Genomic DNA, 22,808 nt, shown 5'->3' on the forward strand with positions numbered 1-22,808 from the left:
CCGGTCCGCCATCGCCACGAAGGCGACAGGGGAGGAAGCCCGGTGCGAGTCCGGCGCGGTCCCGCCACTGTGAGTCCGGCCCATGCGGCCGGGCGAGTCAGGAACTCCCTTCCCCGAGCGCTCGGCCCAGCCCGAGCAGGGGAGACCCCATTTCGAACCACCCGGGGCGCGGACACCCCGAGGAAGGCCGACGCCGCATGATCCTTCTCCTGTCGACGTCCGACACCGATCTGCTGAGCGCCCGCGCGGCCGCGGGTCCGGTGCCCTACCGCTTCGCCAACCCCTCCCGTCTCGCCCTCGACGACCTCCCCGGCCTCCTCGACGGGGTCGACCTGGTCGTCGTCCGCCTCCTCGGCGGCATCCGGGCCTGGCAGGACGGCCTCGACCTGCTCCTGGCCGACGGCCGCCCGGTGGTCGTCCTCACCGGCGAACAGGCCCCCGATGCCCAGCTCATGGAAGCCTCCACGGTCCCCGTCGGCATCGCCGCCGAGGCGCACGCCTACCTCGCCCACGGCGGTCCCGCCAACCTGGAGCAGCTCGCCCGCTTCCTCTCCGACACGGTCCTGCTGACCGGCCACGGCTTCGAGGCACCGGCGGCGGCACCCACCTGGGGCCCGCTGGAGCGCACGCCCCGCGACGGCGCCGACGGTCCGACCGTCGCCGTGCTCTACTACCGGGCCCACCACATGAGCGGCAACACCGCCTTCGTCGCCGCCCTGTGCGACGCGATCGAGGACGGGGGCGGCCGGGCCCTGCCCCTGTACGTCGCCTCCCTGCGCGCCCCCGAGCCCGAGCTGGTCGAGGAACTCCGCGCCGCCGACGTGATCATCACCACGGTCCTCGCCGCGGGCGGCACCAAGCCCGCCCAGGCGTCGGCCGGTGGCGACGACGAGTCCTGGGACGCCGGAGCGCTCACCGAGCTGGACGTCCCGATCCTCCAGGCCCTGTGCCTCACGGGCTCGCGTGCCGCCTGGGAGGAGAACGACGAGGGCGTCTCCCCGCTCGACGCGGCCAGCCAGATCGCCGTCCCCGAGTTCGACGGCCGCCTCATCACCGTCCCCTTCTCCTTCAAGGAGATCGACGAGGACGGCCTCCCGGCCTATATCGCCGACCCCGAGCGCGCGGCCCGCGTCGCCGGAATCGCCGTACGCCACGCCCGGCTCCGCCACATCCAGCCGGCCGACAAGCGCCTCGCGCTGGTCCTCTCCGCCTACCCGACCAAGCACTCCCGCATCGGCAACGCGGTCGGCCTCGACACCCCCGCCAGCGCCGTGGCCCTGCTGCGCCGTCTGCGCGAGGAGGGCTACGACTTCGGCACGGACGCCGAGGTGCCGGGCCTCGCCTCCGGCGACGGCGACGAGCTGATCCGTGCCCTGATCGAGGCGGGCGGCCACGACCAGGAGTGGCTCACCGAGGAGCAGCTGGCCCGCAACCCGGTGCGCATCCCGGCGGCCGACTACCGCCGCTGGTACGCCACGCTCCCCGAGGAGCTGCGCACGTCGGTGGAGGAGCACTGGGGTCCGGCGCCGGGCGAGATGTTCGTCGACCGCAGCCGCAACCCGGAGGGCGACATCGTTCTCGCGGCCCTGCGCTTCGGGAACCTGCTGATCCTCATCCAGCCCCCGCGCGGCTTCGGCGAGAACCCCATCGCCATCTACCACGACCCGGACCTCCCGCCCTCCCACCACTACCTGGCCGCCTACCGCTGGATCGCCGCCCGGGCAGAGGACGGCGGTTTTGGCGCCGACGCGATGATCCACCTCGGCAAGCACGGCAACCTGGAGTGGCTGCCCGGCAAGAACGCCGGCCTGTCCGCCGCCTGCGGCCCCGACGCCGCCCTCGGCGACCTCCCCCTGATCTACCCGTTCCTGGTCAACGACCCCGGCGAGGGCACCCAGGCCAAGCGCCGTGTGCACGCCACCCTCGTCGACCACCTCGTCCCGCCCATGGCCCGCGCCGACTCCTACGGCGACATCGCGCGCCTGGAGCAACTCCTCGACGAGTACGCCCAGATCTCCTCCATGGACCCCGCCAAGCTCCCGGCGATCCGCGCCCAGATCTGGACCCTCATCCAGGCGGCGAAGCTCGACCACGACCTCGGCATGGACGACCGCCCCGACGACGACGGCTTCGACGACTTCCTGCTCCACGTCGACGGCTGGCTCTGCGAGGTCAAGGACGCCCAGATCCGCGACGGTCTGCACGTCCTCGGCAACCCGCCCACCGGCGCCGACCACGTCAACCTGGTCCTCGCCGTCCTGCGCGCACGGCAGATCTGGGGCGGCACCACCGCCCTGCCCGGCCTGCGCGAGGCGCTGGGCCTCGACGAGTCCGCCGCCACCCGCACCACCGCCGACGCGGCGGAGGAGAAGGCCCGCACGCTGGTCCAGGCGATGGAGGACGCGGGCTGGGACCCGGCCGCCGTCCCCACCGAGCACGGCGAACAGGTCGCCGCGATCCTGGAGTTCGCGGCCCGCGAGGTCGTGCCCCGCCTCGCCGGGACCACCGCGGAGATCGACCACGCGGTCCACGCCCTGAACGGCGGCTTCGTGCCTGCGGGCCCCTCCGGCTCCCCGCTGCGCGGACTGGTCAACGTCCTGCCGACCGGCCGCAACTTCTACTCCGTCGACCCCAAGGCCGTCCCCTCCCGCCTCGCCTGGGAGACCGGCCAGGCACTCGCGGACTCCCTGCTGGAGCGCTACCGCGCCGACAACGGCGAATGGCCCACCTCCGTCGGCCTGTCCCTGTGGGGCACCAGCGCCATGCGCACGGCGGGCGACGACGTGGCCGAGGCCCTCGCCCTGCTCGGCATCCGCCCCGTCTGGGACGACGCCTCCCGCCGTGTGACCGGGCTGGAGCCCGTCCCCGCCGAGGAGCTGGGCCGCCCCCGCATCGACGTCACCCTGCGGATCTCCGGCTTCTTCCGGGACGCCTTCCCGCACACCATCGGACTGCTCGACGACGCCGTACGCCTGGCGGCGTCACTGGACGAGCCGGCCTCGGTGAACCACGTCCGGGCCCACGTCGAGGCCGACCTGGCCGAACACGGCGACGAACGCCGCGCCACCACGCGCATCTTCGGCTCCCGCCCCGGCACCTACGGCGCCGGACTGCTCCAGCTCATCGACTCCCGCGACTGGCGCACCGACGCCGACCTGGCCGAGGTCTACACGGTCTGGGGCGGCTACGCCTACGGCCGTGAACTCGACGGCCGCCCGGCCCGCGAGGAGATGGAGACGGCCTACAAGCGCATCGAGGTCGCCGCCAAGAACACGGACACGCGCGAGCACGACATCGCCGACTCCGACGACTACTTCCAGTACCACGGCGGCATGGTCGCCACCGTCCGTGCCCTGCGCGGCACGGCGCCCGAGGCGTACATCGGCGACTCCACCCGCCCCGAGACGGTCCGCACCCGCACCCTCGTGGAGGAGACCTCGCGCGTCTTCCGCGCCCGCGTGGTCAACCCCAAGTGGATCGAGGCGATGCGCCGCCACGGCTACAAGGGCGCCTTCGAACTCGCCGCCACGGTGGACTACCTGTTCGGCTACGACGCCACGACCGGCGTGATCGCCGACTGGATGTACGACAAGCTCACCGAGACGTACGTCCTGGACGAGACCAACCGCGAGTTCCTCCAGCAGGCCAACCCCTGGGCCCTGCACGGCATCGCCGAGCGGCTGCTGGAGGCCGAGTCGCGCGGCATGTGGGAGAAGCCCGATCCGGCGGTGCTTGAAGGGCTGCGGCAGGTCTACCTGGAGACGGAAGGGAACCTCGAGGGCGAGGACTGACCACCTGGGCCGGGTGCCTGACCGAAAGGCGGTCAGGCACCGTCGACCACACCTACACCTCGATCTGCGAGCCCATGATGACCGTACGGTCGCGGGGCAGGCCGAAGTACTCTGCGGCGTCGGCCGTGATGTAGGAGGTGGCGACGAACAGCCGCTTGCGCCAGGGCGCCATCGTCGGGGCCTTCCCGCGCCGGATCTCGATCTTCGACAGGAAGTAGGACGCCTGGTCGAGCTGGAGCGGCCCTTCGGTGTCGGCCGGGTCGAGCCGGGCCAGGGTGCCGGGCACGTCCGGTGTCTCCATGTAGCCGAACCGGGCGGTGACGTGGATGATCCCGTCGTCCGCGTACCCGAGGTCGTCGACGGCGATCCGCTGGTCGGCCTGGACGCGGGGCACGGGCTCGGTCCTGATGGACAGGATCACGACATGGTCGTGCCGCACGTGGTTGTGCTCGACGTTGGCCACCATCGCCAGGGGCGCGGTCTCCTTCCCCCGGTTCAGGAAGACGGCCGTGCCGGGCGTCCGGACCGTCGGCTCGTCGCCCGTACGGAGGCGTTCGACGAACTCGGGCAGCGGGCCTTCCTGGCGCGCCCGTTCCTCGGTGACCAGTGCCCGGCCGCGTTGCCAGGTCGTCATGACGGTGAACGCGGTGAGGCCGATCAGCAGCGGCAGCCATGCACCGTGGACGAGCTTGGTCAGGTTGGCCGCCACGAACAGCAGGTCCACGAAGAGGAGCACACCCGCGCCGACGGCGAGCAGCCACCGGGGTGTACCCCACCTGGCTCGGGCGACGTAGAAGAACAGCAGGGTGGTGATGGTGATGGTGCCGGTGACCGCCATGCCGAACGCGTAGGCCAGCGCCTCGGAGGCGCGGAAGGCGAAGACCAGGGTGAGGACCGAGACCATCAGGAGCCAGTTGATCCAGGGGACGTAGATCTGGCCGATGGTGGACTCGGAGGTGTGCGCGATGCGCAGCCTCGGCAGATAGCCCAGCTGGGCCGCCTGGGAGGCGACCGAGTACGCACCGGTGATCACCGCCTGGGAGGCGATCACGGTCGCGGCCGTGGCGAGCACGACCATCGGCCAGCGTCCCCAGCCCGGCACCAGCAGGAAGAACGGGCTGCTGATGTGGTCCGGGTCGTCGAGGATCAGGGCGCCCTGGCCCAGGTAGCTGAGAACGCAGGCGGGCAGGACGAGGAACAGCCAGCCCCGGGTGATCGCCCGGCGGCCGAAGTGCCCCATGTCCGCGTAGAGCGCCTCGGCGCCGGTGACCGCGAGGACGATCGCGGCCAGGGCGAAGAAGGCGGTGCCCCAGTGGCCGAACAGGAAACCCAGCGCGTACGTCGGTGACAGCGCCTTGAGGATGTCCGGGTGGTCGGCGATACCGACGCCGCCGCACGCGCCGATGGCCACGAACCAGACGATCATGACCGGGCCGAACACCCGTCCCACCGCGGCGGTTCCCCTGCGCTGCACCAGGAACAGCAGCACGATGATCACCGCGGTGATGGGCACGACCGCGTCCTCCAGCGACGGCTGGACGACTTTCAGACCCTCGACCGCGGACAGCACCGAGATCGCCGGTGTGATCATGCTGTCGCCGAAGAACAGCGACGCACCGAAGATGCCGAGCGCGGCCAAGGCGGCGGCGGCCCGGCGCCCACGCTGTGAACTCAGCAGCCTCAGCAGGGTGATCAGCGCCATGATGCCGCCCTCGCCGTCGTTGTCGGCGCGCATCGCCAGCAGTACGTAGGTGACCGTGACGATGATCATCACCGACCAGAACACCAGGGACACCACCCCGTACACATTGTCCGTGCTGACCGGGACCGGGTGCGGGTCGCTCGGATTGAACACCGTCTGGAGGGTGTAGATCGGGCTGGTCCCGATGTCGCCGAAGACCACGCCGAGAGCACCGACGACCACCGCGAGCCGCACCGTGTCGTGCGTGTTCGTCCGGCGGGCCTCGGGTGCCGGCGACGCGGACCCGTCGTCCGGCGCGGGTCCCTGCCGGCGCTCGGCCATGGTGCTCCTCCTCGTGCGGGCCGCTGAGGCATGGCCCCGGGGCGTCGGGGCGGACGATACCGAGCCCGATCGAATCGGCGAAGACGCCGAGGCGACACGATATTTGATTCTTTCCGTTGCTCATGCGAACGGGTGATTGAAGTCCGGTCGAATACCGGGAGGATTACCGGTCGACCTTCGGCCGTTGTCGCGTGACAATACTTGCCGGAATCAACTCGGGGCCGGCCGGGCCATACGATAAGGGCGTTCGTAGCGGCCGGCGGGGGCGAGAATTCCGACAGTTGACGGCAGGTCTGAATGTCGGAGCGAATGCCGTGGGGTGTTCGGGGAGAGGGAGAGCATGGACAAGGCGGGGACCGCGATCCAGGATCCGGGCGTAGTGCCGGGGGAGCCGGAGCTACGGCGGTTGCTGGCCGGGCTGACGGCGGTGCGCGACGGCGACTTCGGCACCCGGCTGCCGGAGGAGGCCGGCGGCCTGCTCGGCGAGATCGCGTCCGTGTTCAACGGCATGGTCGACCAGTTGTCGCTGTTCACCTCAGAGGTGACCCGAGTGGCACGCGAGGTCGGTACCGAGGGCACGCTGGGCGGCCAGGCCCAGGTACCGGGGGTTTCCGGAACGTGGGCCGACCTGACCGACTCCGTCAACGCCATGGCCGGCAATCTGACCACCCAGGTGCGTGACATCGCCCAGGTGGCCACCGCTGTCGCCAAGGGCGACCTGTCGCAGAAGATCGACGTGGACGCGCGCGGCGAGATCCTGGAGTTGAAGAACACCATCAACACGATGGTGGATCAGCTTTCGGCGTTCGCGGACGAGGTCACGCGGGTGGCGCGGGAGGTGGGGACCGAGGGGCGGCTCGGTGGTCAGGCGGATGTCAAGGGTGTGCGGGGTACCTGGCGGGACCTGACGGACTCGGTGAACTTCATGGCGGGGAACCTGACCGGTCAGGTGCGCTCCATCGCCCAGGTGGCCACCGCCGTCGCCAAGGGGGATCTCTCCCAGAAGATCACCGTCGATGCCCGGGGCGAGATCCTGGAGTTGAAGAACACCATCAACACGATGGTGGACCAGCTCTCGGCGTTCGCGGACGAGGTCACGCGGGTGGCGCGGGAGGTGGGGACCGAGGGCCGGCTCGGTGGTCAGGCGGATGTCAAGGGTGTGCGGGGTACCTGGCGCGACCTGACCGACTCGGTGAACTTCATGGCGGACAACCTGACCGCCCAGGTCCGCTCCATCGCCGAAGTGACCACGGCCGTGGCGCAGGGCGATCTGTCGCAGAAGATCCGCGTGGACGCCCGGGGCGAGATCCTGAAGCTGAAGGAGACCATCAACACGATGGTCGACCAACTGTCGTCCTTCGCCGACGAGGTCACCAGGGTCTCCCGTGAGGTGGGCACCGAGGGCAACCTCGGCGGCCAGGCCACCGTGCGCGGGGTCTCCGGCACCTGGAAGGACCTCACCGACAACGTCAACGTGATGGCCTCCAACCTGACCGGCCAGGTCCGCTCCATCGCCCAGGTGGCCACGGCCGTGGCCCGCGGCGACCTGTCCCAGAAGATCACGGTGGAGGCCAAGGGCGAGGTCGCCGCGCTGGCGGGGACGATCAACACCATGGTCGACACCCTGTCCGCCTTCGCCGACGAGGTGACCCGCGTGGCCCGGGAGGTCGGCACCGAGGGACGGCTCGGCGGCCAGGCCCAGGTGCCCAACGTCGCCGGGACGTGGAAGGACCTCACCGACAACGTCAACTCGATGGCGAACAACCTGACGGGGCAGGTCCGCAACATCGCGCTGGTGACCACCGCCGTCGCCAACGGCGACCTGTCCAAGAAGATCGACGTCGACGCACGCGGCGAGATCCTGGAACTCAAGACCACGATCAACACGATGGTCGACCAGCTCTCGTCGTTCGCCGCCGAGGTCACCCGCGTGGCGCGGGAGGTCGGCAGCGAGGGCCGGCTCGGTGGTCAGGCCGAGGTCGAGGGCGTCTCGGGCACCTGGAAGCGGCTCACCGAGAACGTGAACGAGCTGGCGGGCAACCTGACCCGGCAGGTCCGGGCGATCGCCGAGGTGGCCAGTGCCGTCGCCGAGGGCGACCTCACCCGGTCGATCACGGTGGACGCCTCCGGCGAGGTGGCCGAACTCAAGGACAACATCAACGCGATGGTGGAGTCCCTGCGCGACACGACCCAGGCCAACCAGGAACAGGACTGGCTCAAGTCCAACCTGGCCCGGGTGTCCTCCCTCATGCAGGGCCACCGTGACCTGGACGTCGTCGCCGAGCTCATCATGGACGAGCTGACCCCGCTGGTCTCCGCGCAGTACGGGGCGTTCTACCTGGCCGAGGAGACCGGTACCGGCGTCGAGCTGCGGCTCATCGGCTCCTACGGCTACCCCGCCGACGCCGACCGCCTGGAGCGCGTTCCCCTCGGCCACACCCTGATCGGCCAGGCGGCACGCAGCCGCCGCACCATCACCGTGGACGAGCTCCCGGCCGACTACGTGACCATCTCGTCCGGGCTCGGCAGGACGACTCCGACCTCGCTGACGGTGCTGCCCCTCACCGTCGAGGAGCAGGTGCTCGGCGTCATCGAGCTGGCCTCGGTCACCCGCTTCACCCAGATCCACCAGGACTTCCTGGGGCAGCTGAGGGAGACCATCGGCGTCAACGTCAACACCATCCTCGCCAACGCCCGCACCGACGAACTGCTCGACGAGTCCCAGCGGCTGGCCGAGGAACTGCGTGTCCGCTCCGACGAGTTGCAGGTCCGCCAGGGCGAGCTGCAGCGGTCCAACGCGGAGCTGGAGGAGAAGGCCACCCTGCTGGCCACGCAGAACCGGGACATCGAGGCGAAGAACCTGCAGATCGAACAGGCCCGCCAGGAACTGGAGGACCGCGCCAAGCAACTGTCACTGGCCTCCAAGTACAAGTCGGAGTTCCTGGCCAACATGAGCCACGAACTGCGCACCCCGCTCAACAGCCTCCTCATCCTCGCCCAGTTGCTCGCCCAGAACCCCTCCCGGAACCTGACGCCGAAGCAGGTGGAGTACGCGGGCATCATCCACTCCGCCGGCTCCGACCTGCTGCAGCTCATCAACGACATCCTCGACCTGTCGAAGGTCGAGGCGGGCAAGATGGACATCGCCCCCGAACGCGTCCCGCTGCGCCGCCTCCTGGACTACGTCGAGGCCACCTTCCGGCCGATGACCACCCAGAAGGGCCTGACCTTCGCCATCACCAGGGCTCCGGGCGCGCCCGCCGACCTCGTCACGGACGACGCGCGGCTGCGCCAGGTGCTGCGCAACCTGCTCTCCAACGCGGTGAAGTTCACCGAGCGAGGCAGCGTCGAGCTGCACATCGAACCGGCGGCCGACGACGACGTGCCCGGGAACGTGCACCGTGGCGGGCCCGTGGTGGCCTTCCGCGTCGAGGACACGGGCATCGGCATTCCCGAGCAGCAGCTGGAGACCATCTTCGGCGCCTTCCAGCAGGCGGACGGCACCATGAGCCGCAAATACGGCGGCACCGGTCTGGGCCTGTCCATCACCCGGGAGATCGCGCATCTGCTGGGCGGCGCGGTGACCGTGGACAGCAACCCGGGACAGGGCAGCACCTTCACGCTCTACCTTCCGGTGGCGCGCGCCGACTTCGAGGAGCTCCCCGCCGCACCGCGGCAGGACGGCACGCACGACGACGACAGCGCCGACACACCGGCCGAGGGACAGCGTCCGGGCACGGCCCCCGCACTCCCGGTACCGCACACACGGCGGCTGCTGATCGTCGAGGAGCGCGTGCGCGGGCTGCTCTCCGTGGTCGCCGAGAGCGCGGTCGCCGACCTGGACCACAGCCGTGCCGCACGGGACCAGCACGACGCCGTGGAGATCGTCACGGCCATGGACGCCCAGGAGGCGGCTTCCGCCCTGGCCGCGGGGCCGTGCCACTGCGTCGTCCTCAGCATGGACCTGCCCGACGGCGAGGGCCCGCGGCTGCTCGAGGCCGTGGACGGCGACGCCGCGCTGGCCACCGTTCCGGTCCTCGTCCACAACAACCACCGTCCGAGCGCGGCTCAGGAGGCCGACCTGCAGGCCCGGGCGGACAACCGCCCCCTGGAGGTGCTGTCGAGCCTGGACGAGCTGAAGGAACGGATCACCCTGCACCTGTCGGCCGAGCAGCCCGGGGACGTGGTGCCGCTCGTGCGGATGGAGGAGAGCCTGGGCACGGCGCCGGAGGTCGACGTCACCCTGGCGGGGCACACGGTGCTCGTCGTCGACGACGACGCGCGCAACCTGTTCGCCCTCAGCGGCATCCTCGAACTGCACGGCCTGCGTGTGCTGCACGCGGAGAACGGCCGCAAGAGCATCGACATCCTCACCGCCCACCCCGAGATCCGGCTCGTGCTGATGGACGTGATGATGCCGGAGATGGACGGGTACGCCGCGACCGCCGAGATCAGGAAGATGCCCGAGTACCGGGGCCTGCCGATCGTCGCCGTCACCGCCAAGGCCATGCCGGGCGACCGGGAGAAGAGCCTGGCGGCCGGCGCCAGCGACTACGTGACCAAGCCCGTCGACGCGAACGACCTCATCGCCCGCGTGCGGCACTGGCTGTCCTCGTGACGCCGAAACCCACAGACATCACGACGCCTCCCACACGGTGTGCGGGTCAGAAGGAGCAAGCGTCCACGTGAGCAACACCGATCTGTCCGGGGCCCCCTCCCGGGACGATGAGCCGCGACGGCAGGGCGCCGCGGCGGGCCCGCCGGCCGCCGAGCCCGCCGAGGGCGACGTCATGCCAGTCGCCGAGCCGCCCGGCGGACCGCTGACCTCTCCGGTCGGCCGGCTGGCCGTCACCGTGGAACGGCTGCGCCACGAGGTGCAAGCGGCGCACGCCGCGGCCGATGGACGCGCCCTCATGGACCTCGCCAAAGGCGTCCTCGTCGAGCGCCTGCACTGCGGTCCCGCCGAAGCCGCCCGGCAACTGGCCGAACTCGCCGAACAGTCGGCGATGACCCCTCTAGAGCTGGCCGTCGACATCATCAACCAGGCGGCACACGACCGCCTGACCGAAGTCGCGGTCGACTTCGCGACGGCGGTGCGGGACACCCCGCCCGCCATGCCGTCCGCCCCGTCCGCCGCCGTACGGCTGCGCACGGCGGAGAGCAGTGCCCTGGCCGCCGAGGACACCCAGGCCGTCGCCGACTCCCTGCTGCAGCACGCGCTGGAACCGCTCGGGGCGACCGGGGTGGCGATCTGGGCGGCCGGCGCCGACGGCTCCCTGACACTCGCGGGCAGCTCCGGGTTTCCCGAGGGCGAGGCGGAGCGCTGGCGCTATGTGCCGCCGGGCGTGGCGACCGTCGCCCGCACCGCGCTGACCGAGCGCAGGCCCGAGTGGACCCGGTCCCTGGCAGCCGGACCTCCGTCCATCGGCCGCACCCACCACCCCGACGGCGGACGGGTCGCCGTCCCCACGGGCGTGGGCGGGCGGATCCACGGCGTGCTCGAGATCTGCTGGCCCACCCCGCTGGTCGAGCAACCACCCGCCGTCGTCCGCCAGTTCGAGGCACTCGCGGAACTGTGCGCCCACACCCTGGAGATCCACTCTCCCTCCTCCTCCCCGCCGCTCGACGGCCCGGCACCGAGGACCGGCCTGTCGGAACTGACGGACCTGGCCGACTCGCTGTACGATCCCGCGCTGGTGCTGATCCCTCAGGTGGACGACACCGGACATCTCACCGACTTCCGCATCCACCACGTCAACCACCGCTTCCGCGACCCCGCGGGGCGCCCCCGCAGCACCGTCGACGGCGCACTGCTGCTGGAGGCGTATCCCCTGGCGGCCGACGAGAGCGGCCTCTTCAGTCATCTGGAACGGGTCTACGCCACGGGCGAGCCGTTCCGGGCCGGTCACATGACACTCACCGCGCTCGTGGACCAGGTGCCGCTGTCGTCCGTCGCGGAGGTCAGCATGACCCGGCACGGCGACAGCGTGCTGCTGATCTGGCGTATCGAGGACGAGGTGGCACGCCTGGCCAACCTGCTCGAGCACGCGCAACGCCTGGGCCGGATCGGCGGTTTCGAGGAGAACTTCGTCACGGGCGAGATCACCTGGAACAGCCAGCTGTTCGCCCTCTACGGCAGGGCGGAGTCCGACGGGCCCGCCCCCGTCGAGGAACTGCGGGCCCACGCCCACCCGGACGACGCCGTCGCCATCGGACGCTTCCTGCGGACCGTGCTGCACCACCGCAAGCCGGCATCGGAGGCCTTCCGTCTGCTGCGCCCGGACGGGGTGACCCGCCACATCCGGGTGGTCGCCGAACCCGTCGTGGACATCGACGACAGCCTGCTCGCCGTGCGCGGCGCCTACCAGGACGTCTCGGCACAGCACTGGACGGAGGTCGCCCTCGCCGCCACCCGCGACCAACTCGCCCACTCGGAACAGCAGTCCGCGGAGCGGAACCGGCTGGCCCTGCAACTTCAGCAGGCCATCATGCCCTCCACGGCGGCGCCCCTGGACGCGCCTGGACTGCGCACGGCCGTGCGTTACCGGCCCGCCGAGACCGATCACCTCGTGGGCGGTGACTGGTACGACGCCGTGGTCCTGCCCTCGAAGCACATCCTGCTGAGCGTCGGGGACGTCGCCGGGCACGGCATCGAGGCGGCCACCAGCATGGTCGTGCTCCGCAACGCCCTGCGCGGCCTCGCCGTCACCGGAGCGGGCCCGGCACAACTGCTGTCCTGGCTGAACAGCGTCGCCCACCACCTCTCCGACTCGGTGACGGCGACCGCGGTCTGCGCGCTGTACGACCCCTCCCGCCGGGTCCTGCGCTGGGCCCGCGCCGGGCATCTGCCGCCGGTTCTCGTACGGGACGGAGAGGCGACCACCCTGCCCCTGCTCAAGGGGCTGCTGCTCGGCGCGGCGTCGGACATCACCTACCAGGAGGCCGAGATGCGGCTGGAGATCGGCGACACGTTGCTGATGTACACCGACGGTCTGGTGGAACGCAGGGACCGCTCCATGGAGGAGTCACTGAAGCACCTCCTGGTGACCGCCAGCGCCAAGAAGACCACCCTCGACCAGCGCCTCGACCATCTGCTCACCTACAGCAGATCCGACACGGACGACGACACCTGCATCATCAGCATCGAAGTCATGCGGGCGTCGGCGTCAGGCCGTCACGGGTGAGCGGCGATCCCAGAAGGTGTACTCCGGCCGGCGTCGCTCCGGGACGTAGGTCTCGGCGTGATTGCCTGAGTCGCTCGTTCTACGTAGCGCTCCGGCCATGTGTGACAGGCGCCATAGGCGCCCTCCGGAACTCGGCTGACGGCCCGTCCGACCTCTGAACCGGTGCGGCGCGATCCCGGCGACGTCGTACGACGTGACCTGGAGACGCGGTTGATGGACGAGGCCCAGCAGTCCCCTTCGAACGGCGTGAGCGCGGGCCTGCGGAAAGCGGCGCCCCCGCCCGCCCTCTGCGGTTTCCTCCTGCTGCTGGTGCTGATCTTCGCGGTGTCCTACGCCGTCGGCGTCGGCGCCGGCCCTGTCGCACCCGGGATGCACGGCGACAGCACGAGCGGCGACGGCGGCGACCCGGGTGATGGCGACGGCGGCGACCCGGGCGATGGCGGCGGCATGGGAGAGATGGACGGCATGCAGGGGGGACACGGCTGATGGGGGCCGAACCGGGGGCCGTTCTGGTGACGACCGACCTGACCGTCGGCGGCATGACCTGCGCGGCCTGTGTGGCCCGGGTCGAGAAGAAGCTCGCCAAGCTGGACGGGGTCACCGCGACCGTCAATCTGGCCACCGGCACGGCTCGCGTGAGCCATCCGGCGGACATCGGTCCGGAGGAACTCGTCGCGACCGTCGAGAAAGCGGGCTACACCGCCGCCCTGCCCGAGCCGCCCGAGACGCGGGAGCCGGCGGACGATGACGGCGACGATGCCGAGGGCACCCGGCGGGAACGGCACCGGCTGGTCGTCACCGCCCTGCTCGCGTCGCCCGTGCTGGTCCTGTCCATGGCCCCCGCGCTGCAGTTCCGCAACTGGCAGTGGCTGTGCTTCGTGCTCGCCGCACCCGTGGCCGTATGGGGTGCCTGGCCCTTCCACACACGGGCGGTCCGGGGGCTGCGCCACTCGGCGGCGACCATGGACACGCTCGTCTCGCTGGGCGTGGCGGCGTCCTTCGCCTGGTCGGCGTACGCGCTCTTCCTCGGGGGCGCGGGCGACCCCGGGATGCGGATGCCGTTCACCCTCGTGCCCACCGCCTCGGACGGCGTCGCGCACATCTACCTCGAAGCGGCCGTGGGCGTACCGCTGTTCGTGCTCGCCGGGCGGTATCTGGAGGCGCGGGCGCGGCACGGAACCGGGGAGGCACTGCGGTCGCTGGCCGGGCTCGCGGCCAAGGAGGTCTCCGTCCGGACGGACGACGGCTCGGAACGACTCGTCCCGATCGAGGAGCTGAGGGCCGGAGAGGTCTTCCTCGTACGGCCGGGCGAGCGGGTCGCCACCGACGGGCAGGTGACGGAAGGCAGTTCGGCCGTCGACCTGTCCCTGGTCACCGGCGAGAGCGAGCCCGTGGAAGTCGGACCGGGATCAGCGGTGGTGGGCGGAGCCGTCAACTCCGGCGGCCTGCTGCTGGTCCGCGCCACGGCCGTCGGAGCCGGCACACAACTCGCCCGGATCACCCGGCTGGTGACCGAGGCGCAGGCCGGGAAGGCGCGCGCCCAGCGGCTGGCCGACTCGGTGGCCGGGGTGTTCGTGCCGGTCGTGCTCGCTCTGGCCGTCACCGCGCTCGGGTTCTGGCTGGGCGCCGGTGCCGATCCGCAGGCCGCGCTCACCGCGTGCGTCGCGGTCCTGGTCGTCGCCTGTCCGTGCGCACTGGGCCTCGCGACACCGACCGCGCTGATGGCCGCGACCGGCCGGGGCGCTCAGCTGGGCGTGCTGGTCACCGGCCCGCAGGCCCTGGAGGGGCTGCGGCATCTGGACGCCGTCGTGCTCGACAAGACCGGCACCCTCACCACCGGGCACATGACCGTCGCCCGGGTCACGGCCGTATCCGACGGGCTCGGGAGAACGGCGGCACTGCGGCTGGCGGGGGCGGTGGAACAGGGGTCGGAGCATCCGCTGGGGCGGGCCGTCCGCGCCTGCGCGCGGAAGGAACAGGACGGGCGGAGGCTGCCGGACGTGAGCGAGTTCCACGCGCTGCCGGGGCGCGGAGTGCGGGGGCGCGTCGAGGGACGGCTCGTCGAAGTCCTCGCTCCCGACGACGACTTGCTCGGCGCACTGGCGGATGCCCTGGCCGGGGCCGAGGCTGCCGCTCGTACGCCTGTGGTGGTCCGCGTGGACGGCACGGCCGAGGCCCTGATCGAGGTCGGGGACGTTCTGCGGCCCGGCAGCTACCGGGCCGTGGACCGGCTGCGGCACCTCGGCGTACGGCCCGTCCTGGCCACCGGCGACCGTGAGGCGCCCGCCCGGGCCGTCGCACAGGCACTCGGCATCGAGGAGGCGCACGCCCGCCGCAGCCCCGAGGACAAGGCCGCTCTCGTAAGGGACTTGAGGGAACAGGGGTACCGGGTCGCGGTCGTCGGTGACGGTGTGAACGACGCGGCCGCGCTGGCGGGTGCCGATCTGGGCATCGCCATGGGCGGCGGCACGGACGTGGCGGTCGGCGCCGCCGACGTCACGCTCGTGCGCGGCGACATCGAGGCCCTGGCGGACGCGGTCCGGCTCGCCCGGCGCACGCTGGCGACGATCCGCGCCAACCTGGTGTGGGCCTTCGGCTACAACGTCGTCACCGTGCCGCTCGCCATGGCGGGCCTGCTCAACCCGATGCTCGCCGCCGCGGCGATGTCGGCGAGCTCGGTGCTGGTCGTCGCCAACAGCCTGCGGCTGCGCGCCTGGCAGCCCTCGCGCTCAGCCTCCCCCGCCGCCCGGAGAGATGCCCGATGACCGGACAGCGCCCCTGGCGCCCGACCCGCCGCCTGCTCGCCGACAGCCTGCTCGCCGCGGTCGCACCCGTCGCCGCGTGCGGGCTCGCCCTCGGCGGACTGAGTGTCTGGACCGCCTACGGCAACGCCGGCACCCCGGCCTCGATCACGGTCACCGACGGCAAGGTGTTCGCGCCCACCGGTACCACCCCGGACACGGCGGCCTTCTTCCGCATCACCAACAGCGGAGGCTCACCGGACCGGCTGCTCAAGGTGACGACCGCCGAGGCCGGCGACCGCGGGCTTACCCTGAGCCGCCACGTCATGACCAGCTCCAACACGGCCTCCGACCGGACGGTGTCGTCGGTGGGAATCCCGGCCGGGAGGAGCCTCGCGATGTCACCGGCGGGCTTCGACGTGATCGTGCCGGTGAGGAAGGGCGGCTGGCGGGCCGGCGACCTCGTCGCCTTCACGCTGCACTTCGAACGCGGCGGGGCTGTGAAGACCCTCGCGGCGGTGGTCCGTCCGGGACAGGACAGAGGCTGAGTAGCCGGTATGACCGCTGGGTGGTGTGCGCGCACGGTGCGGGCCGCGGTGTTCGCGGCCGTCTGCGTGCTGCTCGCCGCCCTCGGGCATGCACTGATGTCGGGCGCCACCGCGCCGGGGCGGACACTGGCCGCCGGGTTCGCCGTCACGAGCGGCGTCGGCTGGGCACTGGCGGGCCGTGAGCGGGGCTTCCCACTGGTCGTGCTCGTGGTCGTCGTCGTCCAGGGGGCGCTCCACTCGGCCTTCTCATGGGGCCGGTCAGCGAGCCCGGTGGACATGGGCTCCCTGCACCTGGGCCACGCGGCACACACCGCGCACCTGGGCCACACGGCCCACGGCACGGGCGACACGTCGTCGCTCGGTATGCCCGCCGCTCACCTGCTGGCCGCACTGCTGACCGGTGTGTGGCTGGCGTTCGGTGAGCAGGCCGCGTTCCGACTTCTGCGGGCGGTCGCGGGCCGGCTGGCCGCTCCGCTGCGGCTGCCGCTGTCGCTGCCCGCCCCGCCCCGCGGGCCCCGTCTGCGGCCGGCGCGCGAGCGTGCGGAGCGGGTCCCGCGTCTGACCTTCGCGTACACGATCACCTCTCGGGGGCCTCCGGCCGGGACCGCTGTCCTCTGAGACAGCCGGATCCATCCCACCACCGTCCCGGGACCCTTCGGCCGTGGCGCGTTCACGCGTGCCGCGTCGCCGAACCGATCCCGGATCACCCGAGAAGGACACCAGGTGATCACTCCTGTCCGCGACGACCGTGCCACGGCCTGGGCTCTCGCCGCCCGGACCGGCGACCCCGACGCCGTCGACCGCTTCGTACGCGCACTCCATCCGGACGTCGTCCGCTACGTCACGTACCTCTCCGCCGACCGTCAGCTGGCCGACGACCTGACGCAGGACACGTTCCTGCGGGCGCTCGGCAGCCTGCACCGGTTCGAGGGGCGCTCGTCGGCGCGCACCTGGCTGCTGTCCATCGCGCGCCGCACGGTCGTCGACAGCCTGCGGTACGCCGCCACACGGCCGAAAGCGGCCGACGTCCACGACTGGACGGCATGGGCCGAACGCGCCCAGCCGACCGGCCTGCCCGGCTTCGACGACGGCGTGGCGCTGCTCGACCTGCTGGACGCACTGCCGGGCGAGCGCCGTGAGGCGTTCGTCCTCACCCAACTGGCAGGGCTGCCCTACGAGGACGCCGCGCAAGCCGGCGGCTGCCCCGTGGGCACGATCCGTTCGCGGGTGGCCCGGGCCCGGGCCACCCTCGTCGCGCTGCTGAACGAGGGAAATTGATCCGAAGAAGCGGGGAACTGGAGCCCGACCCCGACCGACTAATAGCCCGACAGAACAGTTCGAGGGCGCGGAGATCGGTGTGACACCAGAGATAGAGAATGCCCTCGCCGCCGTCAGAGCCGAATTCGGCGCGGAATCGATCACCCGTGTCGAACAGATGCTGGAGCCGGGCGGGGGCGGGCGGCATCCGCTGCAGAAGGCAGCCAAATGGATCATGCCGGGCCTCTCGTCCACGCCCTGGCACGATCCCTACGCCTACGCCGAACTGACCCCCATAGTCCAGGAGTTGGAGGCCCGTCACCGGACCATCAAGAGGGAGCTGCACACCGCATGGGAGGCACGCCGGGAGGCGTTCGCCGACTACGAGCACTATCTGACACGCCAGGAGAACTGGCAGGCCCTGTACCTCTACCGCAAGGGCGGCCTGGTCGAGGAATCCGCCAGCGCAGCTCCGACCGCCTATCAGGTAGTGAGGGAATTCGCCGTCGACACGGGCAGGATCTGCCCTCTCCTGGAATGCCACTTCTCCACCCTGTTGCCAGGCGCCGTCATCGAACCCCACTGCGATCTGTGGAACTTCAGCATCAATCTGCATTTCGCCGTGGACATCCCCGAAGGGTGCGGCATCACGGTCGCGGGGGAGACCCGCTCCTGGCAGGAGGGGAAATGCCTGCTCTTCGACTACTCCTTCGAGCATGAGGCACGTAACCACGGCACCAGGCCACGGACCTGCCTGCTCATCGATCTCTGGCACCCGGAGACGACCGTTCCGGAGCGTCGGGCGCTGGTCGCCCTCATCACCGAGATCCGCCGGCTCATGGGGGAGAGCGGGGGTGACCGATGACGGCCGCGACAGAACCCGGAAGGACCACGCCGCGAAAGCCGCTCGGGCTTCCTCTGCTCGTGCTGGCCTCGGCGCAGCTCGTCATCTCGCTCGACTACAACATCGTGTACGTCGCGCTGCCCCGCATCGGCACCGGGCTGGGCTTCTCCGGCCACGACCTGCAGTGGGTGGTGAGCGCCTATGTCGTGGCCACCGGGGGCTTCCTGCTGCTGGGTGGCCGGGCCGCGGATCTGCTCGGCCGACGCCGGATGTTCGTCCTGGCGGCTCTGCTGTACGCGGGATCCTCCCTCGTGGGCGGAGTCTCGGAGTCACCCGGCGTCCTGATCGCCGTCAGGGCGGTCCAGGGGATCGGCGGCTCTCTGCTGTTCCCGGCGACGCTGTCCCTGATCAACACCCTGTACGCCGAAGGACCGGACCGGAACCGCGCCCTGGCGGTATGGAGTGCCGCCGGCGCCGGCGGGCTCTGTTTCGGCTCGCTCCTCGGCGGGTTCCTGGTGGAGGCGTTCGGCTGGCCGGCCGTGTTCTTCGTCAATGTGCCGGTGGCCGGAGCCCTCGCGGTCGCCGCGTGGTCGCTCTTCCCCGGGGACGGCCCGCTCGACCGCTCGCGGCACTTCGACGCGGCGGGCGCGCTGACCGCGACGGGCGGGGTCACACTCCTGGTGTTCCTGCTGGTGCGGGCGCCGGTGGACGGCTGGGGCACTCCCACCGCCCTCACGGGCGCGGCGCTCTCGGCCGGTCTGCTGACGCTGTTCGCCGTCGTCGAGACGCGGTCCCGTGATCCGCTCATGCCGGCGAGACTGTTCGCCCGCCCCGGCCTGCTCACGGCCATGGGGGTGACCGCCCTGTTCGGCGCGACGTTCAGCTCGGTGCCGTACTTCCTGACCCTGTACTTCCAGACCGTCCACGGCTACAGCCCGGTCGCGACCGGGCTCGCGTTCCTCGTGCCCGCCGTGGTGGTCGCCCTCGGCACGCAGGCGGGCGAACGGGCCGTGTCCGCCTTCGGGACGCGCCGCATGCTGGTGGCCGGCCTGGCGCTGGGTGCCGTCGGGGCCGCGGCACTCGGCCTGGCGCTCACCTCGGACGGCTCGTATCCCGCGCTGCTGCCGGGGATCGTGCTGCTGGGACTCGGCCAGGGAGCCGCGTGGACGGGGATGTGGATCGCCGCGTCCGCCGGAGTGGCCCCCGAGGACCAGGGCATCGCCTCGGGGCTGGCGTCGACCACCCTCCAGGTGGGCGGGGCGGTCGGCCTCGCCGTACTGGTCGCCGTCGCCGGGGGAGTCGGGCAGAACGGATCCGGCCCCGGGCTCCTGGACGGCATCCGCACCGCTGTCTTCGTGACCGCGGGCGGTATCGGCTGCGGCGCGCTCGCGTTGCTCCTCCTCCGCAGGCCCACTGGCACCACCGCAGCCGTCTGAACCCACGGAAGGACACCCCGTCATGGAGATCAAGGAACAGCCCGGCGACGCGATGGGCGCGACGGTCGAGGGCTTCGACCACACCACCGCCTCGGACGCCGACATCGCGGCGCTCAAGGACACCGTCTACAGACAGAAGATCGCGATCCTGAAGGGCCAGGACCTCACCCCCGAGGAGTTCCTGGAACTCGGCGAGCGGCTCGGCAGGCCCGAGACGTACTACGAGCCGATGTACCGGCATCCGGAGGTCCCGGAGATATTCGTCTCCTCCAACGTGCCGGAGAACGGCAAACAGATCGGCGTACCGAAAACGGGCAAGTTCTGGCACGCCGACTACCAGTTCATGCCGGACCCCTTCGGAATCACCCTCATCCACCCCCAGGTCATTCCGCGGCAGAACCGCGGCACGTACTTCATCGACATGGGCCGGGCATACGAGAAACTGCCCGAGGACCTGAAGAAGGAGATCACCGGAACGTACTGCAGGCACTCCGTGCGCAAGTACTTCAAGATCCGGCCCGATGACGTCTACCGGCCGCTCTCCGAAATCATCGACGAGGTCGAACGGAAGACCCCGGCCGTCCGGCAGCCGACCACCTTCACCCACCCCATGACCGGCGAGACGGTCCTCTACATCAGTGAGGGCTTCACGGTCGGTATCGAGGACGAGAGCGGCCGGCCGCTCGACGAGGAGCTGCTGAAGCGGCTGTTCGACGCCACCGGCCAGCTCGACGAGGCCTTCGAGCACGAGAACATCCACCTGCAGGGCTTCGGAAAGGGCGACCTGCTGGTCTGGGACAACCGCAGCCTCGTCCACCGCGCCCGGCACACCACCACACCCGAGCCGACCGTCTCCCACCGCGTCACCGTGCACGACGAGCGCGGGCTCCACGCCGGGACGGAGGCGGCGGCATGACGGACGAAGCTCTGCTGGCCCAGGTACTGACGCCCTACAAGGAGCACTGCAAGTACCTGCGTTCGGCCGGCGTGACGGAAGCGGACGGCCGGGCTTTCGCCCGCTGCGAGTTCGAGATACCCGAGTCGTGCTACATCGACGACACCGGACACCTGAATTCCGTCGAGGTGAACATCTGTTACAACCAGATGATGTATTACCTCGTCGCCAAGTCCGTGAAAGAAGGAATCGGTACGGGGTTCGCATCCTGGACGCTGGACGACTTCTGGAAGCACCAGCTGCCGGACATTCTCATCGCCCGCTTCTCGGCGCGTTTCCGGCGCCCGGTCGACCCCCGTGCCTTCTCCGGGGAGATGGAGTTCCGGTCCGTCACCCGGCGCACCCGTGCCGACGGCACCCCGTTCCTGCACGCCGAGACCGCCTTCCGCTACCAGGACGCCGCATCGGGCCGCTGTGACGGCGAGGCGACCCTCGCGTTCGTCAACGTCCCCTGAACGCCGAAGGGTTCGACCATGAAGACGCTCGTCCAGACCACCCGGCACCACGCCGAGCGCCGACCGGACCACCCGGCGGTGCTCTGCGAGGGCCGCAGCCTGACCTACGCCGGACTCCACCGCGAGAGCAACCGCGTCGCCCACGCCCTGCGCGCCGCCGGGCTCACCCCCGGTGACCGGGTCGCCTACCTCGGCAAGGAGTCCGAGCACTACTACGAGATCCTCTTCGGCTGCGCCAAGAGCGGCACCGTCCTCGTCCCGGTCAACTGGCGGCTCACCGCACCCGAGGTCAGCCACATCCTCCAGGACTCCGGCACCCGGCTGCTGTTCGTGGAGGAGGAGTTCGCGGCGGCCGTCGAGTCGGAGCCCGAAACCGTCGTCCCCCTCGGCTCCTTGGAGGAATGGCGCGCACCGCACCCGCACCATGACACGGAGTTCGAGGCCACCTCCGACACCCCCGTCGCCCAGCTCTACACCAGCGGCACCACCGGACTGCCCAAGGGCGTCGTCCTCGCCCACCGCAGCTTCTTCGCGATCCGCGACGCCCTGGCGAGCGAGGGCCTGGACTGGATCGACTGGCGGGCCGGCGACATCGCCCTGATCGGCATCCCCGGATTCCACATCGGCGGACTGTGGTGGGCCACGCAGAACTTCAACGCCGGTACCACGGTCGTCGCGATGCGTGCCTTCGCCGCCCGCCCGGCCGTCGACCTCATCCGCGACCTCGGCGTCACCACCGCCTGCGTCGTGCCCGCCATGCTCCGCATGATGCTGACGGAACCCGGCGTCGGCGCCGAGGACTTCACCACCCTGCGCAAGACGGTCTACGGCGGCTCCCCGATCTCCGAGGCCCTGCTGGAGGAGAGCCTCGCCGTCCTCGACTGCGAGTTCGCCCAGATCTACGGCCTGACCGAGACCGGCAACACCGCCGTATGCCTGCCCCCGGCCGCCCACGTCCCCGGCAGTCCCCTCATGCAGGCCGCGGGCCGTCCCTACCCGGGAGTCCGCACCAAGGTGATCGACGGGGAAGGCCGCGCACTGCCGCCGGGCGCCCTCGGGGAGGTCTGCCTGGCCACGCCCGCGCACATGGTCGAGTACTGGGGACTGCCCGACAAGACCGCCGAAACGCTCGTCGACGGCTGGATCCACACCGGGGACGCCGGATACGTCGACGAGGACGGCTATCTCTTCATCCGCGACCGGATCAAGGACGCCGTCCTCGTCGCCGGGGAGAACGTCTACCCCGCCGAGATCGAGAACGTCCTGGAAAGCCACCCCGCGGTCGCCGAGGCGGTCGTCGTCGGCGCCCCCGACGAACGCTGGGGCGAGTACGTGCACGCCTTCGTCGTCCCGACGACCGGACAGCAGCCCAGGCCCCGCGACCTGCACGCCTTCCTCGTCCCGCGGCTGGCGAGCTTCAAGCTGCCCGCCCGCTACGAGTTCATCGACAGCGTCCCGCGCAACCCCAGCGGCAAGATCCTGCGCCGGGAACTGCGCGACCGCTTCTGGGGCGACTCCGTCCGCAAGGTCAACTGACCGGCCGCCACGGCCCATCGGCCCATCGGCCCATCGAA

At 71.1% G+C, this 22,808-nt stretch carries 14 protein-coding genes and 1 riboswitch; of the genes, 13 read left to right on the forward strand and 1 reads right to left on the reverse strand.

The genetic code is table 11. The features are described from left to right. Nucleotides 1-31: 31 nt before the first annotated feature. A riboswitch (cobalamin riboswitch) is annotated at nt 32-107 on the forward strand. Between the two features lie 90 nt (nt 108-197). Then, nucleotides 198-3,791 carry a cobaltochelatase subunit CobN gene (gene cobN / locus ACIBK5_RS32260; RefSeq protein WP_399025091.1) on the forward strand — a complete coding sequence of 1,198 codons (3,594 nt, stop codon included), beginning with the start codon at nt 198-200 and terminating at the stop codon, nt 3,789-3,791. A 52-nt stretch (nt 3,792-3,843) separates the two neighbouring features. On the opposite strand, the gene ACIBK5_RS32265 is transcribed toward cobN, so the two are convergent. After that, the gene (locus ACIBK5_RS32265; RefSeq protein WP_399025093.1) at nt 3,844-5,814 is read right to left on the reverse strand and encodes a potassium transporter Kup; all 1,971 of its coding nucleotides are present in this window, start codon (nt 5,812-5,814) and stop codon (nt 3,844-3,846) included. 340 nt (nt 5,815-6,154) lie between these two features. Between ACIBK5_RS32265 and ACIBK5_RS32270 the strand changes: the two genes are divergently transcribed. The 12 genes from ACIBK5_RS32270 to ACIBK5_RS32325 all read left to right on the forward strand — a co-directional run bounded on the left by ACIBK5_RS32270 (nt 6,155) and on the right by ACIBK5_RS32325 (nt 22,770). Next, nucleotides 6,155-10,432: a HAMP domain-containing protein gene (locus ACIBK5_RS32270; protein WP_399025095.1), complete on the forward strand. Its 4,278-nt coding sequence runs from the start codon at nt 6,155-6,157 to the stop codon at nt 10,430-10,432. A 172-nt stretch (nt 10,433-10,604) separates the two neighbouring features. Beyond that, entirely contained in the window at nt 10,605-12,998 is a 2,394-nt protein-coding gene (locus tag ACIBK5_RS32275; protein ID WP_399025302.1) for a SpoIIE family protein phosphatase, read from the forward strand. A gap of 213 nt (nt 12,999-13,211) precedes the next feature. Further along, nucleotides 13,212-13,484, forward strand: a complete 273-nt coding sequence (locus tag ACIBK5_RS32280) for a hypothetical protein (protein ID WP_399025304.1) — start codon at nt 13,212-13,214, stop codon at nt 13,482-13,484. Beyond that, on the forward strand, nt 13,484-15,763 hold the full coding sequence (locus tag ACIBK5_RS32285) for a heavy metal translocating P-type ATPase (RefSeq protein ID WP_399025097.1): 2,280 nt from the start codon (nt 13,484-13,486) through the stop codon (nt 15,761-15,763). Before ACIBK5_RS32280 ends, ACIBK5_RS32285 begins: the two co-directional genes overlap by 1 nt. Then, a complete protein-coding gene (locus tag ACIBK5_RS32290; RefSeq protein WP_399025099.1) occupies nt 15,760-16,287 on the forward strand; it encodes a copper chaperone PCu(A)C in 528 nt (175 codons plus the stop codon). Before ACIBK5_RS32285 ends, ACIBK5_RS32290 begins: the two co-directional genes overlap by 4 nt. A gap of 9 nt (nt 16,288-16,296) precedes the next feature. Then, nucleotides 16,297-16,905 (forward strand): hypothetical protein, encoded by a 609-nt coding sequence (locus ACIBK5_RS32295; protein WP_399025101.1) that lies wholly within the window; start codon nt 16,297-16,299, stop codon nt 16,903-16,905. 105 nt (nt 16,906-17,010) lie between these two features. Then, nucleotides 17,011-17,565 carry a sigma-70 family RNA polymerase sigma factor gene (locus ACIBK5_RS32300; protein ID WP_399025103.1) on the forward strand — a complete coding sequence of 185 codons (555 nt, stop codon included), beginning with the start codon at nt 17,011-17,013 and terminating at the stop codon, nt 17,563-17,565. A gap of 79 nt (nt 17,566-17,644) precedes the next feature. Continuing rightward, a complete protein-coding gene (locus ACIBK5_RS32305; protein WP_399025105.1) occupies nt 17,645-18,409 on the forward strand; it encodes an aspartyl/asparaginyl beta-hydroxylase domain-containing protein in 765 nt (254 codons plus the stop codon). After that, on the forward strand, nt 18,406-19,824 hold the full coding sequence (locus ACIBK5_RS32310) for an MFS transporter (protein ID WP_399025107.1): 1,419 nt from the start codon (nt 18,406-18,408) through the stop codon (nt 19,822-19,824). Before ACIBK5_RS32305 ends, ACIBK5_RS32310 begins: the two co-directional genes overlap by 4 nt. Nucleotides 19,825-19,846: 22 nt before the next feature. Beyond that, the gene (locus tag ACIBK5_RS32315) at nt 19,847-20,740 is read left to right on the forward strand and encodes a TauD/TfdA dioxygenase family protein (RefSeq protein ID WP_399025109.1); all 894 of its coding nucleotides are present in this window, start codon (nt 19,847-19,849) and stop codon (nt 20,738-20,740) included. After that, entirely contained in the window at nt 20,737-21,234 is a 498-nt protein-coding gene (locus tag ACIBK5_RS32320; protein WP_399025111.1) for an FcoT family thioesterase, read from the forward strand. Before ACIBK5_RS32315 ends, ACIBK5_RS32320 begins: the two co-directional genes overlap by 4 nt. 18 nt (nt 21,235-21,252) lie before the next feature. Then, a complete protein-coding gene (locus tag ACIBK5_RS32325; RefSeq protein WP_399025113.1) occupies nt 21,253-22,770 on the forward strand; it encodes a long-chain-fatty-acid--CoA ligase in 1,518 nt (505 codons plus the stop codon). Nucleotides 22,771-22,808 lie beyond the last annotated feature (38 nt).

Source organism: Streptomyces sp. NPDC050546 (assembly GCF_044457425.1).
In the GTDB taxonomy this organism is placed as follows: domain Bacteria; phylum Actinomycetota; class Actinomycetes; order Streptomycetales; family Streptomycetaceae; genus Streptomyces.

Excerpts from the sequence above, each read along its gene's own strand:
- cobN (WP_399025091.1), top strand. The coding sequence starts at position 198 with ATGATCCTTCTCCTGTCGACGTCCGACACCGATCTGCTGAGCGCCCGC.
- ACIBK5_RS32265 (WP_399025093.1), bottom strand. The coding sequence starts at position 5,814 with ATGGCCGAGCGCCGGCAGGGACCCGCGCCGGACGACGGGTCCGCGTCG.
- ACIBK5_RS32270 (WP_399025095.1), top strand. The coding sequence starts at position 6,155 with ATGGACAAGGCGGGGACCGCGATCCAGGATCCGGGCGTAGTGCCGGGG.
- ACIBK5_RS32275 (WP_399025302.1), top strand. The coding sequence starts at position 10,605 with ATGCCAGTCGCCGAGCCGCCCGGCGGACCGCTGACCTCTCCGGTCGGC.
- ACIBK5_RS32280 (WP_399025304.1), top strand. The coding sequence starts at position 13,212 with ATGGACGAGGCCCAGCAGTCCCCTTCGAACGGCGTGAGCGCGGGCCTG.
- ACIBK5_RS32285 (WP_399025097.1), top strand. The coding sequence starts at position 13,484 with ATGGGGGCCGAACCGGGGGCCGTTCTGGTGACGACCGACCTGACCGTC.
- ACIBK5_RS32290 (WP_399025099.1), top strand. The coding sequence starts at position 15,760 with ATGACCGGACAGCGCCCCTGGCGCCCGACCCGCCGCCTGCTCGCCGAC.
- ACIBK5_RS32295 (WP_399025101.1), top strand. The coding sequence starts at position 16,297 with ATGACCGCTGGGTGGTGTGCGCGCACGGTGCGGGCCGCGGTGTTCGCG.
- ACIBK5_RS32310 (WP_399025107.1), top strand. The coding sequence starts at position 18,406 with ATGACGGCCGCGACAGAACCCGGAAGGACCACGCCGCGAAAGCCGCTC.
- ACIBK5_RS32315 (WP_399025109.1), top strand. The coding sequence starts at position 19,847 with ATGGAGATCAAGGAACAGCCCGGCGACGCGATGGGCGCGACGGTCGAG.
- ACIBK5_RS32320 (WP_399025111.1), top strand. The coding sequence starts at position 20,737 with ATGACGGACGAAGCTCTGCTGGCCCAGGTACTGACGCCCTACAAGGAG.
- ACIBK5_RS32325 (WP_399025113.1), top strand. The coding sequence starts at position 21,253 with ATGAAGACGCTCGTCCAGACCACCCGGCACCACGCCGAGCGCCGACCG.